Source organism: Roseibium sp., from assembly GCF_965229775.1.
Lineage (GTDB): Bacteria > Pseudomonadota > Alphaproteobacteria > Rhizobiales > Stappiaceae > Roseibium.
Window position 1 is genome coordinate 4,540,249 of sequence record NZ_OZ245929.1, and the last position, 15,228, is coordinate 4,555,476.

Here is a 15,228-nt window from a genome sequence, read left to right on the forward strand (position 1 = left end):
GTCAACGCTTCGAGAAACCGATGGACGAGCGCAAACGCCTCTTAAAATTCGCGCACAGTTGGGCAGTCCCAAAGAAAAAGCCCCCGTGGCGCTTGCCACAGGGGCGTGCATTTATCCGCGGGCGCGCGTCAGGCCGCTTCCAGCTCCCCGGCGGACTGCATCAGCAGTCCTGAAACGTAGTCCATGAAGGAGACCCACGCTTCCACGACGAACGTATCCGGACCGGTGCGCCAGACCATCACCGGCGATTTGTGGAAGATCGTGCGAGAAACCGTGCCGACGGGAAAGGCATCGAGTGAAAAGTCGATGAAGATACCCGTGTTGAGCAGCCAGACCGCTTTTTCACCGCTTACGATGATCGCTTCGGACCGCTCCGAAATGTCCACGAGCGCATGCGGCTGGTCCTTGAGCCCGGTCTCGACCGCCTCGAAGACAGGGTCCAGATCGTCTTCCGGAGCCAGCAGGGTCCATTCGTCCGGCCCCATCCAGAGCGCGGCGCGCTTGTCTCCAACCTCGCAGGACATCGGTTTGGTAGGCAATGCGGCGCCGAAGGCGTTACCCGCATCATCAAGAGACGCGGGCCGCACGCGCAGGGAAAGCCGTGTCACCGGTGCCGCCTTGAGGATCGAGACATCGCCAAGGCTCAGCAGCGGGTCCGCCCCGGCGTCGGGGGTGATCAGATCATTGGCCAGAACTTCAGACATTGATCCGCGCTCCTTCCTTGTCATAGAACACCGGACCGGTCACTTCGACCGGGATGCTGCCGTCCGGCATCGGAACATAAAGCCTCTTGCCTTCAAGCGCATGACCGTTCTTGACGACGGCAAGGGCAATCGTCCGGTCAAGTGCAGGGCTGAAATAGGACGAGGTGACGTGACCTTCTGCCGGCGTACCCGTTGCCGGGTTTTCAGTGGTGGTTATCTGCGCACCTTCCTCGAGTTTCACCTTCGGGTCCTTCGTGAGCAGTCCGACGAATTGCTTGCGGTTTTCCGCCACGAGATCCGGACGTTCCAGCCCGCGCTTGCCGACAAAGTCGAGTTTCTTCTTGCCGATGGCCCAGGTCATGCCGGCATCCTGCGGGGTCACGGTTCCGTCCGTGTCCTGACCGACAATGATGTAGCCTTTCTCCGCGCGCAGGACGTGCATGGTTTCGGTTCCATAGGTGGTGCCGGCATGCTTTTCGATTTCCTTGGCCAGCGTCTCCCACATCATCTTGCCATGCCGGCGCGGCACGTTGATTTCGAAACCGAGTTCCCCGGTGAAGGAAATCCTGAAGAGGCGGCAGGGAACGCCGCAGAATGTGGCCTCCCGCACGCTCATGTGCGGAAACGCCTCGTTGGAAAGGTCGGCGCCTTCGATGAACGGGGCGATGACATCGCGCGCCTTCGGGCCCTGAACGGCGGCAACCGCGTATTGTTCCGTCGTCGATGTGATCCACACGTCGAGATCGGGCCATTCGGTCTGAAGATAGTCTTCCATGGTCGCGAACACGCTTGGCGCGCCACCAGTCGTGGTGGTGACATGAAAGCGGTCATCTGCAAGGCGCCCGATAACACCGTCATCGGTGATGAAGCCGGCGTCATTGAGCAGAAGGCCGTAGCGGCAGCGTCCGGGCGCGAGCTTCTTCCAGGGATTGGTGTACATGCGTTCCAGGAATTCCGCCGCATCCGGTCCGACGACCTCGATCTTGCCGAGGGTCGACGCATCGAACAGGCCGACGCTGTCGCGCACCGTCTTGCACTCACGTGCGACCGCGGAATGCATGTCCTCGCCCGGCTTCGGGAAGTACCAGGTTCGCTTCCACTGTCCGACATCTTCGAAGACACCGCCATTGTCGACAACCCAGTCATGCGACGGGGTCTTTCGAACCGGGTCGAAAAAGTCGCCTCGGGCAACGCCCGCGAAAAGGCCGAACGTGGTCGGCGTGTAGGGCAGGCGGAACGTGGTCAGTCCCACATCCGTCATCGGGCGCTCCAGCGCGCCGGACGCGATCTGCAGGGCGTTCATGTTGGAAAGTCGGCCCTGATCGGTTGCCATGCCGGTCGTGGTGTAGCGCTTGATATGCTCGATGGAGTGCATGCCCTCGCGCACGGCCAGCTTGACGTCCTTGGCGGTGACGTCGTTCTGGTAATCGACGAATGCCTTGACCTTGGACGCGTTGCGATCGTGGGGCAGGGCGCCAAGCGTTCCGCCTTCGCCCGGCTCTCCGCCGCTGGCAGCAGCATGGGACACCTTGGCCGATTTTCCGGTCGCAGCCTTTGCGGCTTCTTCACCGGCTGCATAACCGTCCTCGAGCGTTGCCTGCAGGCCGTAGAGGCCTTTCGCGCCGCCGACGGAACGCTCTTTCTGAACGGATTTTCCGGGAACATAGGCACCCTTGTCGGCATCCCAGACCACCTTGCCGCGGGACTGGGAATAGAGACTGACCGTCGGCGTCCAGCCGCCCGACATGAGCAGCGCGTCGCACTCGACTTGGCCGCCCGAGGCGACCTGGCCGGATGTCATGAGTTTGCCCAGAAGCACCGACTTGACGCGCTTGCGGCCGAGTGTTCCGGTGATCACGCAGCCCGCCTCGACGCGGATATTCCGCGCCTTCGCGATCGAAATCAGGCTTTCGGGCGGGGTCTCGCGCAGATCGGCGATCGCGGCGATTTCAACGCCGTGGTCTGCAAGATCGAAGGCAACCTGCCAGGCGGTGTCACATGCGGTCGCTATCACCACCTTGTGGCCGACCTTGACGCCGTACCGGTTCAGATAGGTGCGGCCGGCTTCGGCCAGCAGAATGCCGGGGCGGTCGTTTTCGGGAAACACCATCGGCCTTTCAATCGCGCCGGAAGCGATGACGACTTCCTTGGCCCTGACCTGCCACAGCCGCTCCCGCGGCAATTTGGGATCCGGGTTTGCGACGTGCTCCGTTACCCGTTCGGCAAGCGCGACATAGTTGTGCGCGAAATAGCCGAATGCGGTGGTTCTGGAGAGCAGCCGGACATTGTCCATCGAAGCGAGTTTGCCGATGGTCTCGCCAACCCAGTCGGCCGGCGCCTGGCCGTCGATGGTGGCATTTGTTTCCGTCAGCAGGGAACCGCCGAATTCCGCCTGTTCATCGCACAGAATGACGCTGGCGCCGGTTTCTGCCGCGGCGAGCGCCGCTGCAAGCCCGGCGGGCCCTGCGCCGGCAATTAGCACATCGCAGTGAGCATACTGGTTGCCATAAAAGTCCTGATCCGGGTTCTTCGGCGGCTTGCCGAGACCGGCTGCAGCCCGGATGACGGGCTCGTAGACGCGGTCCCAGAAGGACTTCGGCCACATGAAGGTCTTGTAGTAGAAACCGGCCGGAAAGAACATCGACAGACGGTCGTTGATCGCGCCGACGTCGAAACCGAGCGAGGGAAACCGGTTCTGCGAGATCGCTTCGAGGCCCTGGTAAAGCTCCACCTGCGTTGCGCGCAGGTTCGGTGTCTGGTCACCGTGCCGGAAAACACCGACCAGGGCATTCGGTTCCTCCGAGCCTGCGGTCACGATCCCGCGCGGACGGTGATACTTGAAAGACCGGCCGACCAGGTGGACGCCGTTTGCAAGCAGCGCGGAGGCAAGCGTGTCGCCCCTGTGGCCCTGCATCTGTTCCCCGTCGAAGGTGAAACTGATCTGTTCGGCCCGGTCGATCCGGCCGCCTTTTTCGGTGCGGAATGGCTGGCTCATTTGCCGGCCTCCTTGGCAAGTTCTTCAAGGTCCGGCATCGGTTCGCCCGCCTTGTAGAAACTGAGAAATTCGTCTGAGACCGTGTGGCGAACCGCGTTGAAGAAACGCCCGCACCCGTGGATATGGCGCCAACGCTCGGCATAGACGCCCTTGGTGTTGCTTCTCATATAGAGGAAGTTCACCCAGTCTTCGTCGCTCGTTGCCGACGGGTCGGCAGGACGCGCGATATGGGCCTGGCCACGGCAGGAAAATTCCGTTTCCGGACGCTCGACACCGCAATAGGGGCAATAAACCAGCAACATCTGATGAAATCTCCCCTCAGTGAGCCACGGCGGCCGCGGCCGCTTCGTCGATGAGACGACCGGTACGGAACCGGTCGATCGTGAATGGTGCGTTGATCCGGTGCGGCTCGTCCCTGGCGATCGTGTGTGCAAAGACGTGTCCGGACCCCGGTGTTGCCTTGAAGCCGCCGGTGCCCCAACCACAATTCACGTAAAGGCCCTGCACGGGTGTCTTGGAAAGGATCGGCGACCGGTCGGGTGTCACGTCGACGATGCCGCCCCAGTTCCGCAGCATCCGCATGCGCCGGAAATGCGGGAAAAGTTCGCAGATCGCGTCGATCGTGTGATTGGAGATGTGAATGCCGCCGGTCTGCGAGTAGGAGATGAACTGGTCCGTGCCTGCGCCGATGACCAGTTCGCCCTTGTCGGATTGCGAAATGTAGGCGTGGATCGTGTTGGACATCACGACACACGGGAAGGCCGGCTTGACCGGTTCGGAGACGAGCGCCTGAAGAGGGTAGGACTCCAGCGGCATGCGAACGCCGGCCATGTCCATGATGGTCGATGTGTGCCCGGCCGCAACGACACCGACCTTCTTTGCCTTGATGAAGCCTTTCGAGGTTTCAACGCCTTCAACGGACCCGTCGGCACCGCGGCGAATGCCGGAGACGGCGCAGTTCTGGATGATATCGACACCCATGTCGTCTGCGCCGCGCGCATAGCCCCAGGCAACCGCGTCGTGTCTCGCCGTCCCGCCGACGCGCTGAAGAGCTGCGCCCATGACGGGGTAGCGGATGTCCTTGGAGATATTGAGGGGCGGGCAGTATTCCTTGGCCTGCTCGGGCGACAGCCACTCGTTCTGGACGCCCGCGAGCCTGTTGGCGTGAATGTGGCGCTGTGCGACCTGAACATCGTGGACCGTATGCGCCAGCATCATCACGCCGCGTGCGGAATACATGACGTTGTAATTGAGTTCCTGCGACAGACTTTGCCACAGGCCGATTGCGTGATTGTAGAGTGCCGCGCTTTCTTCCCAGAGATAGTTGGACCTGACGATGGTGGTGTTGCGGCCCGTGTTGCCGCCGCCCAGCCAGCCCTTTTCGACAACGGCCACGTTGCGCACGCCGTGTTCCTTGGCGAGGTAATAGGCCGTTGCGAGTCCATGTCCGCCAGCGCCGACAATCACGACGTCGTATTCGGACTTCGGCTCGGGGGAGCGCCACTGGCGTCCCCAGTTCTGGTGCGCGGAAAAGGCGTTTTTCGCCAGTTCCAGGAAGGAATATCGCTTCATGAAGCAGCGGCTCCGCACGTTTACGCGCCGGTTTCACGGATTGAATGTCGTGACGCCGGCGCGGCTTGATTGAATTTTCAGGCGGCGACCATACCGATGCGGTCGAGAGCCGTCCATTGCCGCGCATAATTACGATTGAACCCTCATGTGCGTATAAGGTTTCAGTCGCCTGCTTGTCAGAATACGACATAGGTGTCGCATTGCCCGCGTCCATTGGAAGCAGCGCACAGGAAACCCCTTGGAACGGAACAACTTACAGGCTCGGAACAAGTTCGTTTTCTGTGTTGATTCCGTTCCGTTTTTCGCATTCCGGACACCTAACGTCGTTTCGGTTCTTGCATTTCAGACCGGGGGCGGTAACTCTCGTTGCCAAGCTATTTCAGGGAGGTCTTTCGATGGAAGTTCGTGCAGCTGTGGCCGTGGGGGCCGGAAAACCGCTTGAGGTGACCACAGTCAATCTGGAAGGTCCGCGTGCCTTCGAGGTGCTTGTGGAGGTGAAGGCCACGGGCATTTGCCACACCGACGAGTTCACGCTGTCCGGAGCGGATCCGGAAGGTCTGTTTCCGGCGATCCTGGGTCACGAAGGCGCCGGTGTCGTCGTGGAAGTGGGGCCGGGGGTCACCACGTTGAAGCCGGGCGACCATGTCATTCCGCTCTATACGCCCGAGTGCCGCAACTGCGAATACTGCCTCAATCCGAAGACCAATCTGTGCCAGGCGATCCGCTCCACCCAGGGGCAGGGGCTGATGCCGGACGGCTCGTCGCGCTTCACCACGCTCGATGGCGATCCGATCCTGCACTACATGGGCACCTCGACCTTCGCCAACTACACGGTTGTGCCGGAGATCGCGCTGGCCAAGATCCGGCCCGACGCGCCCTTTGACAAGGTCTGCTACATCGGCTGCGGCGTGACCACCGGCATTGGCGCGGTGATCAACACGGCCAAGGTGGAGGAAGGCTCGCGCGCCATCGTCTTCGGCCTCGGCGGCATCGGCCTGAACGTGATCCAGGGTCTGCGCCTTGCCGGTGCGGACCAGATTGTCGGTGTCGACCTGAACCCAGCCAAGGTGGAGATGGCGACCCGTTTCGGCATGACGGATTTCGTCAACCCGAGCGAAGTCGAGGGGGATCTCGTTCCGTATCTGGTCGATCTGACCAAGGGCGGTGCGGACTACACCTTCGACGCGACGGGCAATGTGCAGGTCATGCGGGCAGCGCTTGAATCGGCCCACAAGGGCTGGGGCGAGAGCATCATCATCGGCGTGGCCCCGGCCGGGGCCGAGATTGCCACGCGTCCGTTCCAGCTGGTGACGGGCCGGTCCTGGCGCGGCACGGCCTTCGGCGGCGCGCGCGGACGCACGGACGTGCCGAAGATTGTCGACTGGTACATGGACGGCAAGATCGAGATCGATCCGATGATCACCCACACCATGCCGCTCGAGGACATCAACAAGGGCTTCGACCTCATGCATGCAGGCGAATCCATCCGCTCCGTCGTTCTTTATTAGGAAACGGACCGGGCGCATTCCGGTTTTCGGTCCCGTGACGGCCTGCCGATGACAAGTGCAGGACTACGGACCGCTGCAATCAAAAGACGTTCCGGCGAGAGAGCTGTTTCGGTTTCGAAGCGGCTCTCTGTCTTCCAACAGGCAGGAAATCATGAAAACCATCTCGGAAAACAAGGCTTTCGGCGGCGTACAGGGGGTCTATTCCCACGATTCGGAGGCCTGCGGATGTGAAATGACGTTTGCGGTCTATCTGCCGCCGCAGGCCCAGGAAGGACCGGTTCCCTGCCTCTGGTACCTGTCGGGCCTTACGTGCACCCATGAAAACGCGATGACCAAGGCCGGGCTTCAGGCGCATGCGGCCGAATTCGGCATTGCGATCATCTTTCCCGATACCAGTCCGCGGGGCGAGGGGGCTGCGAACGACGAAGCCTACGATCTCGGCCAGGGAGCCGGCTTTTACGTCAATGCCACCCAGGACCCCTGGTCGCCCCATTTCCAGATGGAGACCTATGTTGCCGGCGAATTGCGGGATCTTGTTACGGAGAATTTCCCGGTAACCGTTCACCAGGGCATCACCGGACATTCCATGGGCGGGCACGGCGCGCTGACCCTGGCGATGAAATACCCGGGCCAGTACCAGTCGCTCTCAGCCTTTGCCCCGATCTCCAATCCGTCTGCGTCCGATTGGGGACGGAAACAGCTCGGCGCTTACCTGGGAGAGGATGAAAGCCTCTGGAACGCCCATGACGCGTCGCGGCTGCTCGTGGACAAGGGCTGGGTCGGTGATGTGCTGATCGACCAGGGAGCCGACGATCAGTTTCTGGACCTGCTGAAGCCGGCAGCGCTGGCGAACGCGCTCATCGAGACCGGAACCGCGCACTGCTACCGGCTCCAGGAGGGCTACGATCACTCGTACTACTTCGTTGCGAGTTTTGCGCGCGATCACGTGGCCTGGCATGCGGAGAGACTGAAAGGCTGACCTGCGGCGTCAGGATTGACGCGGAACGACCCTGAGCGCGCCGAGCGCAAGGGAGAGCCATCCGACGATCAGGAACATGCCGCCGATCGGTGCCGCCATCGGAAACAGGCTGCTGCCCAGGAATGTTCGGCTGAACAGGTCGCCGCAGAACAGGAAAAGTCCGCAAAACAGAAAGATCGCCGTGACCGGCAACAGCAGCACCTTGCGCGATTGCGCGAGCAGGCCGATCCCGAGAAAGACCGGAGCGTGGAACAGCAGCATTCGTGCCGCGGTGCCGAGCGAACCCGGATTATCCGCGTGCGCCGCCATTGCAAGCGTGACAACGCCGAGGGCGCCTGCGAGACCGCTGAATGCGAGGCAGACCTTCAACAGGCCTGCAGTCGGTTCTGGTGGCGGCGCCATCGGTTTAATCATGTGCGATCCCTGAGCAGTTGAACCCGGCCGGCGGTGCACCGGCCGGACAACATTCAGGCCGCAAATCCGCGTTTTTTCAAGAGGGCGTCGATTTTGGGCGGGCGTCCGCGGAATGCCCGATAGGTTTCCTCGGGGTCTGGCAGGCCGCCGGCGGAGTAGATGTGGGTGTGCAGCCGTTCGGCCGTTTCCCGGTGGAATATGTCGCCTGCTTCCTCGAACGCGCCGAAGGCGTCCGCGTCCATGACCTCGGACCACATGTAGCTGTAGTAGCCGGCAGAGTAGCCGTCTCCGGAGAAGACATGCTGGAAGTGGGGAATGCGGTGGCGCATGGTGATGGCGTCGGGCATGCCGATCTTGCCGAGTTCCGTCTGTTCAAAGGACCTGATGTCGAGATTGCCCGGCTCTTCCAGCAAGTGGAGTTCCAGGTCCATCAGGGCGGACGCCGTGTATTCCACGGTCGCAAAGCCCTGATTGAAGTTGGCGGCGGCAAGGAGTTTTTCCAGCAACGCCTGCGGCATGGTCTCGCCGGTCTTGTAGTGCGTCGCAAATCTCGACAGCACGTCCGGTTCGGACAACCAGTGTTCATAGAGCTGTGAAGGCAATTCGACGAAGTCCCGGGCTACGCTGGTTCCCGAGATCATCGGATACGTCACGTTGGAAAGCAGTCCGTGCAGACCGTGCCCGAACTCGTGAAACAGGGTCCGTGCATCATCAAAGGTGAGCAGGGTTGCTTCGCCCGGTGCGCCTTTCGAGAAATTCATCACGTTGACGATGATCGGCGTGACGTCGCCGGCCAGCTTGTGCTGCGAGCGGAAGGCGGTCATCCAGGCACCGGATCGTTTGGACGGCCGCGCAAAATAGTCGCCGAGGAAGAGCCCGACATGTTTGCCGTCCTGCCCGAGAACCTCGTAGACGCGGACGTCCGGGTGGTAGACGGGTATCCCGTCCAGTTCCCTGAAAGTTACGCCGAAAAGGCGGGTGGCGGTATCGAACGCCGCCTCGATCATGTTTTCCAGCTGCAGATACGGCTTGAGTTCAGCCTCGTCGAGATCATGTTCCGCCTTGCGGACCTTCTCCGCGTAAAAACGCCAGTCCCAGGCTTCGATCGCATGGTTCTCGCCCACGTTCGCCGCCATTTCGACCAGCTTTTCCTGTTCTTCGCGCGCTTGCGCAACCGCGGGTTCCCAGACCTTGGTCAGAAGCTCGCGCACATTTGCCGGCGTCTTCGCCATCGTGTCATCGAGCTTGTACTGGGCGAAGTTGTCGAAGCCGAGCAACCTTGCCTTCTCGGCGCGCAGCGCAAGGGTTTCGGCGATGATGTCCTCATTGTTCGTGTCACCGGAAAGTTCACCGCGTGAACTCCAGGCGCCGAACGCCTCCTCCCGCAGCCGGCGGTTGGTCGAGAATTGAAGGAACGGCTCGATGCTCGATCTTGAGAGCGTGATCACGTGCTTGCCGTCCAGCCCGCGCTCGCGCGCCGCTTCAGCTGCGGCAGTCAGCAGGAAATCGGGCAGGCCTGCCCGGTCCTCGGCCGTTTCCAGGACGAGCTGATAGTCCGATTCGTCTTTCAGGATATTCTGCGAAAACCGGGTTCCGAGGGTTGCGAGCCGCTGGGATATCTCGGCCATGCGTTTCTTGCCCGGTCCGTCCAGCCCGGCGCCGGCGCGCTGGAACATCTTGTGATACCGCTCGAGCACCTTTGCGTCTTCTTCCGAAAGGCCAAGCGAGTCGCGTGTCTCCCAGAGCGCGGCAACGCGATCGTACAGTTGCTCGTTGAGCAGCATGTCCGAGGAGTGTTTGGCAAGCTTCGGCGCAATGTCCCGCTCCACTTTCTGAAGCGTTTCATTGGTATGCGCGCTGGTGAGATTGTAGAACGTGCGCGCGACCCTGGTCAGCTGTTCGCCCGATTTTTCCAGCGCCGCAATCGTGTTTTCAAAACTCGGCGTTGCGTCCTGACCGGCAATTGCGTCGCTTTCCCGGCGGGCGTCCGCCATGGCCGCTTCGAAGGCCTCTTCGAAGTGACCGGGCTCGATCTTGTCGAAGGGGGGAAGTTCGAACGGGGTGGTCCATTCGGTAAGCACCGGATTGGTGGTCATGACGGTCCTCTGTGTGAAGAAGTGGCTTTAGGCGGACATATGGAGAGGAAGGGCATCTCAGCCAAGGGGCATTCGGAAAAGAGCGCCGGCAGGGTGCAGCGGACGGTCAGGGCGAAGATCATGGCACTTGTGCGATCCTGCCGCGCGAGACCTCCTTTCATGCTTACCACATGCTTTTGGCCGCGCGGCCCGGCCATTCCGCATCATAGGTGTCTCCGTCGAAGCCTTGCTTGATCTCCTGCATGATCATGCCCGGCGAAGGTAAGGAGGAGGGATCTCTGAGGTCTTCGGCCTTCCAGAGACCGGCACGCATGATGGCACGTGCGCATTGAAAATAGACCGCCTCGATGGTGATTTCGATCACCGATCGCGGCAGATGACCTTCCATCTCGAAAGATCCCAGCAGATCCGGATCGACCGAAATCCTGGCCGTGCCGTTGATCCTGAGAACATTGTTCCAGCCGGGGATCATGAACATCAGCGAAACACGCGGATCCCTGACGATATTGCGAAGCGAATCGATGCGGTTGTTGCCGCGGCGATCGGGCATCAGCAGCGTTTTCTCGTCCGCGATGCGGACGACGCATCCGGCATCTCCGCGTGGAGAACAGTCCAGGCCTTCCGGCCCGCAGGTCGTTAGTGCACAGAAGGACGATGCTTCCACGATCCTGCGGTAGTGGCCACTGAGAAAACCGATCTCCTTTATGGTCGAGGCCTCACCCGCAACGCCGTAGTGGGCGTGCAGTTCCTCGAGCGACTCGATAAATGGCATGGAGCGAAATCCTGATGAAAATTTGGGTGGCGGGTGTGTGTTCGCGACATTACTGCGGGGCCGGTGAGCGCGTCAATTTTGTTGGCCACAACCTATTGGAGGTGTCTGCGTGCAACTTTGGTCTAAGTGCTTGATCGAGGGCTAAAAAATAGGCAGTGCCCAACAGTATTTTTGCGTTGCAGCATGAAATTGATTAACCCGCTTGAAATAATGAGAAAAAAGGTTTTCGCATTGCGAAAAACAAAGACGTATTTCTCCTGCGGCCTGCACGAATACTTCGAAAGTCTAATAAAGTGTTGAGCGGGCACGATCCGATAGTCGTATTGCTGATTTGTAATGACTTTTTCTACAGTCGCCCCAGCTTGCGGTTTTGACGTTGAGGAACCGGTTTTCCGGTCGGGGAACACTCCAGAACTGCTGGCGGCTGTACAGCTACTGCAGGTGCGTCCGAAGGGGGCGCGCCGATCCTTTCTGGGAGGAAAGTATGAGTTTAATACGTAAACCCCTAAATCGTCGTTCTATCCTGCGCGCTGGTGCCCTTGGCGGCAGTGCTTTGGCGATGCCAACGATCTTCACGAGCCGCGCATGGTCTGCCGGCTACCTGAATGAGCCGACCGGCGCGACGGTGACACTGGGTTTCAACGTGCCGCAAACCGGCCCGTACGCCGATGAGGGTGCTGACGAACTGCGCGCATACCAGCTCGCGGTCGAGCACCTGAACGGTGAAGGCGACGGCGGCATGCTCAACACGTTCTCGTCCAAGGCGCTCAAGGGCAATGGTATCCTTGGCAAGAAGGTCGAGTACGTCACGGGTGACACGCAGACCAAATCGGATGCGGCGCGCGCGTCGGCGAAATCCATGATCGAAAAAGACGGCGCCATCATGATCACCGGCGGTTCGTCGTCCGGTGTGGCTGTTGCCGTGCAGGCGCTCTGCCAGGAAGCAGGCGTCATCTTCATGGCCGGTCTGACCCACTCCAACGACACCACCGGTAAAGACAAGAAAGCCAACGGCTTCCGTCACTTCTTCAACTCCTACATGTCCGGTGCTGCACTGGCGCCGGTTCTGAAGAACGCCTATGGCGATGACCGCAAGGCCTATCACCTGACCGCGGACTACAACTGGGGTTACACCACCGAGCAGGCTGTTCGTGAATCCACGGAAGCTCTGGGTTGGGAAACGGTCGAAACCGTCAAGACGCCTCTGGCTGCAACGGACTTCTCGGCCTACATCACGCCGGTTCTGCAGTCCGATGCGGACGTGCTCGTCCTGAACCACTACGGCGGCAACATGGTGAACTCGCTCACCAACGCCGTTCAGTTCGGCCTGCGCGACAAGCAGGTGAACGGCAAGAACTTCGAGATCATCGTTCCGCTGTACTCGCGCCTGATGGCAAAGGGTGCCGGTGAAAACGTTAAGGGCATCTTCGGGTCCACCAACTGGCACTGGTCGCTGCAGGACGAAGGCTCCAAGGCATTCGTTCAGTCCTTCGGTCAGAAATACGGCTTCCCGCCGAGCCAGGCGGCCCACACGACCTACGTTCAGGCTATCCTCTATGCAGATGCATGTGAGCGTGCAGGCACGTTCAACCCCTGCGGTGTTGTCGAAGCCCTCGAAGGCTTCGAGTTCGACGGTCTGGGCAACGGCAAGACGCTCTACAGGGCTGAAGACCACCAGTGCTTCAAGGACGTCCTTGTCGTGAAGGGTAAGGAAAACCCGAGCTCCGCATTCGACCTTCTGGAAATCGTCGAAGTGACACCGGCTGCTCAGGTTACCTATCCGCCGGATCATCCGCAGTTCGCGGGTGGTGCGCTGGGAACCTGTAATCCGGGCGCATAAAACCCATGAAAACGGAGGGACGGGGCGCGCGTCGCCCTGTCCCTTTATATTAGAAATAGTGCGTGGTTGGGGATTTTGACTCGCGCTGATGATCCGAGTTGATAGCGATGGACGCGATACTTCTTCAAATTCTGAACGGTCTCGACAAGGGGTCAGCCTACGCGCTGATTGCTTTGGGCCTTACCCTCATTTTCGGAACGCTCGGCGTGGTGAACTTCGCCCACGGTGCACTGTTCATGATCGGGGCGTTCTGCGCGGTCACGCTGAGCCGTCTGCTCTCCTTGTCGTTCGTGACGATCGATGAAACCCAGAAGGATTTTCTCGGCAATCCCCTGAAGGTTGAAACGCCTTATGTCGAGGCCTGGTTCGGACCGGAGACGGGGGCGGCGATCATAGACTGGTCGGTCCCGCTAGCGATCCTGTTTTCCATCCCGATCATGGCACTTGTCGGGCTCATCATGGAACGCGGCCTGATCAAGTATTTCTACAAGCGTCCGCATGCGGACCAGATCCTGGTGACCTTCGGACTGGCCATCGTGCTGCAGGAAATCATCAAGTATTTCTTCGGTGCCAACCCGATCCCGACCCCGGCGCCTGACGTGTTCGCAGGCAGTCTCGATTTCGGCGCGATGCTCGGCATGGACCCGAACATCATCATCTATCCCTACTGGCGTATCGTGTATTTCCTGTTTGCCGCGGTCATCATCGGCGCAGTCTTTGCCTTCCTGCAGTTCACGACCTTCGGAATGGTGGTTCGAGCGGGGATGGCAGACCGGCAGACGGTCGGGTTGCTCGGCATCAACATCGACAAGCGCTTTACCGTGATGTTCGCGCTTGCCGCCGTCGTCGCCGGGCTTGCCGGTGTCATGTACGCGCCGATCAATTCACCGAACTACCACATGGGAATGGACTTCCTCGTCCTGAGCTTCGTCGTGGTCGTTGTCGGCGGAATGGGCTCGCTTCCCGGCGCCGTTCTGGCCGGCTTCCTGCTTGGTGTTCTTGAGAGTTTCGCCTCCATGGCGCAGGTCGTCGCGTTGCTGCCCGGCATCAACCAGATCATCATCTATCTCGTTGCAATCGTGATCCTCCTGACCCGTCCGCGGGGTCTGATGGGCCGCAAGGGCGTTATGGAGAGCTAAGTCATGTTCGGACTCAACAAAAAAGATACATCGCTCTTCTTCCTGGTCTTGCTGCTCGTGGTGTTGGCGCCGTTCCTGCTCAACCCGTTTCCGGAAGGCTCGGAACTGGCACAGTTCAACGCCGGTTACCCCGACCTGATGCAGCGGTTCCTGATTTTCGGCATCTTCGCGATCGGCTTCAACATCCTGTTCGGCCTGACCGGCTATCTGAGTTTCGGCCACGCCGCCTTCCTGGGTGTCGGTTCCTATGCCGGTGTCTGGATGATGAAGCTGCTGACAATGAACGTCATTCCGGCGATCTTCATGTCGGTCGTGTTCGCCGGGTTGTTTTCCCTGCTCGTCGGCTACATCTCACTGCGCCGGTCCGGGATCTACTTCTCGATCCTGACCCTGGCCTTCGCGCAGATGTCGTTTTCGCTTGCCTATTCGGTTCTGACACCGATCACCAACGGCGAAACGGGCCTGCAGCTGGCGCTTGACGATCCGCGCATTCTCGGCGTCAGCTCCGAAAACGGCGCCATACCCGCTGCGAACTTCTTCGGCATCCCGATGCGCGAGAGTTTCGAGCTGAGCATGGGGGGATGGCTGTTCACCTTCAACGCCGGGTACTACCTGTGTGCCGTGGTGATGATGATCGCGTTCTATGTTGCAATCCGGATCTTCCGGTCGCCCTTCGGTATGATGCTCCGTGCGGTCAAATCCAACCAGCAGCGCATGAATTTCACCGGTCTGAACAGCAGGCCCTACACGCTCGCAGCGTTTGTCATCTCCGGAATGTATGCCGGTCTGGCTGGCGGACTGATGGTCGCGATGGATCCGCTGGCAGGTGCAGAGCGCATGCAGTGGACGGCGTCTGGCGAGGTTGTCCTCATGACGATCCTCGGCGGGGCAGGGACCCTGATCGGTCCGGTCCTCGGTGCTGGCTTCATCAAGTACTGCGAGAACATCTTCTCCAAGATCAACGACAACATTCTCTACGACTGGTTCGCCGCGCTTCCGCAAGGTCTGGCCGATTTCCTCGTCTTCGTCATTCATCCCTTCATCGGTAAGGGCTGGCACCTGACGCTTGGTATCATGTTCATGCTGATCGTGATCTTCCTGCCGGGCGGCATCATGGAAGGCGTGGAGAGGATCGGGAGGCTCTTCAAACGCAAATCGTCCAAGGACGAGAATTCCACCGCGCGTCCCAAGGCCGCACCAGCTGAATAA

The 15,228-nt window shown here is 60.4% G+C and carries 12 protein-coding genes; 5 read left to right on the plus strand and 7 right to left on the minus strand.

Annotated features, from left to right (window positions below):
• Positions 1-128: 128 nt before the first annotated feature.
• From ACO07N_RS20450 to ACO07N_RS20465, 4 genes are read right to left on the minus strand one after another with little or no spacing between them, the layout of a single operon-like run.
• Entirely contained in the window at positions 129-704 is a 576-nt protein-coding gene (locus ACO07N_RS20450) for a sarcosine oxidase subunit gamma (RefSeq protein WP_421982797.1), read from the minus strand.
• The gene (locus ACO07N_RS20455; RefSeq protein ID WP_421982798.1) at positions 697-3,699 is read right to left on the minus strand and encodes a sarcosine oxidase subunit alpha family protein; all 3,003 of its coding nucleotides are present in this window, start codon (positions 3,697-3,699) and stop codon (positions 697-699) included. Before ACO07N_RS20455 ends, ACO07N_RS20450 begins: the two co-directional genes overlap by 8 nt.
• Positions 3,696-4,001 carry a sarcosine oxidase subunit delta gene (locus ACO07N_RS20460; RefSeq protein WP_421982799.1) on the minus strand — a complete coding sequence of 102 codons (306 nt, stop codon included), beginning with the start codon at positions 3,999-4,001 and terminating at the stop codon, positions 3,696-3,698. The genes ACO07N_RS20455 and ACO07N_RS20460 overlap by 4 nt, the downstream gene beginning before the upstream one ends.
• Positions 4,002-4,017: 16 nt before the next feature.
• Positions 4,018-5,271 carry a sarcosine oxidase subunit beta family protein gene (locus ACO07N_RS20465; RefSeq protein WP_421982800.1) on the minus strand — a complete coding sequence of 418 codons (1,254 nt, stop codon included), beginning with the start codon at positions 5,269-5,271 and terminating at the stop codon, positions 4,018-4,020.
• Positions 5,272-5,666: 395 nt separating this feature from the next.
• Between ACO07N_RS20465 and ACO07N_RS20470 the strand changes: the two genes are divergently transcribed.
• A complete protein-coding gene (locus tag ACO07N_RS20470; protein ID WP_421982801.1) occupies positions 5,667-6,779 on the plus strand; it encodes an S-(hydroxymethyl)glutathione dehydrogenase/class III alcohol dehydrogenase in 1,113 nt (370 codons plus the stop codon).
• Positions 6,780-6,930: 151 nt separating this feature from the next.
• Positions 6,931-7,758: an S-formylglutathione hydrolase gene (fghA, locus tag ACO07N_RS20475; protein ID WP_421982802.1), complete on the plus strand. Its 828-nt coding sequence runs from the start codon at positions 6,931-6,933 to the stop codon at positions 7,756-7,758.
• A 9-nt stretch (positions 7,759-7,767) separates the two neighbouring features.
• Here the strand turns inward: fghA and ACO07N_RS20480 are convergent, their stop codons facing one another.
• The 3 genes from ACO07N_RS20480 to ACO07N_RS20490 all read right to left on the minus strand — a co-directional run bounded on the left by ACO07N_RS20480 (position 7,768) and on the right by ACO07N_RS20490 (position 11,040).
• Positions 7,768-8,172, minus strand: coding sequence for a DUF423 domain-containing protein (locus tag ACO07N_RS20480; RefSeq protein ID WP_421982803.1), 405 nt, complete (start codon positions 8,170-8,172; stop codon positions 7,768-7,770).
• A 53-nt stretch (positions 8,173-8,225) separates the two neighbouring features.
• Entirely contained in the window at positions 8,226-10,268 is a 2,043-nt protein-coding gene (locus ACO07N_RS20485) for a M3 family metallopeptidase (RefSeq protein WP_421982804.1), read from the minus strand.
• Positions 10,269-10,431: 163 nt separating this feature from the next.
• Positions 10,432-11,040: a pyridoxamine 5'-phosphate oxidase family protein gene (locus ACO07N_RS20490; protein WP_421982805.1), complete on the minus strand. Its 609-nt coding sequence runs from the start codon at positions 11,038-11,040 to the stop codon at positions 10,432-10,434.
• A 484-nt stretch (positions 11,041-11,524) separates the two neighbouring features.
• On the opposite strand from ACO07N_RS20490, the gene ACO07N_RS20495 reads away from it, so the two are divergent.
• From ACO07N_RS20495 to ACO07N_RS20505, 3 genes are all read left to right on the plus strand, one after another.
• Positions 11,525-12,880, plus strand: a complete 1,356-nt coding sequence (locus ACO07N_RS20495; protein ID WP_421982806.1) for a substrate-binding protein — start codon at positions 11,525-11,527, stop codon at positions 12,878-12,880.
• Positions 12,881-12,987: 107 nt separating this feature from the next.
• A complete protein-coding gene (locus ACO07N_RS20500) occupies positions 12,988-14,019 on the plus strand; it encodes a branched-chain amino acid ABC transporter permease (protein WP_421982807.1) in 1,032 nt (343 codons plus the stop codon).
• Positions 14,020-14,022: 3 nt separating this feature from the next.
• Positions 14,023-15,228, plus strand: a complete 1,206-nt coding sequence (locus ACO07N_RS20505) for a branched-chain amino acid ABC transporter permease (protein WP_306146131.1) — start codon at positions 14,023-14,025, stop codon at positions 15,226-15,228.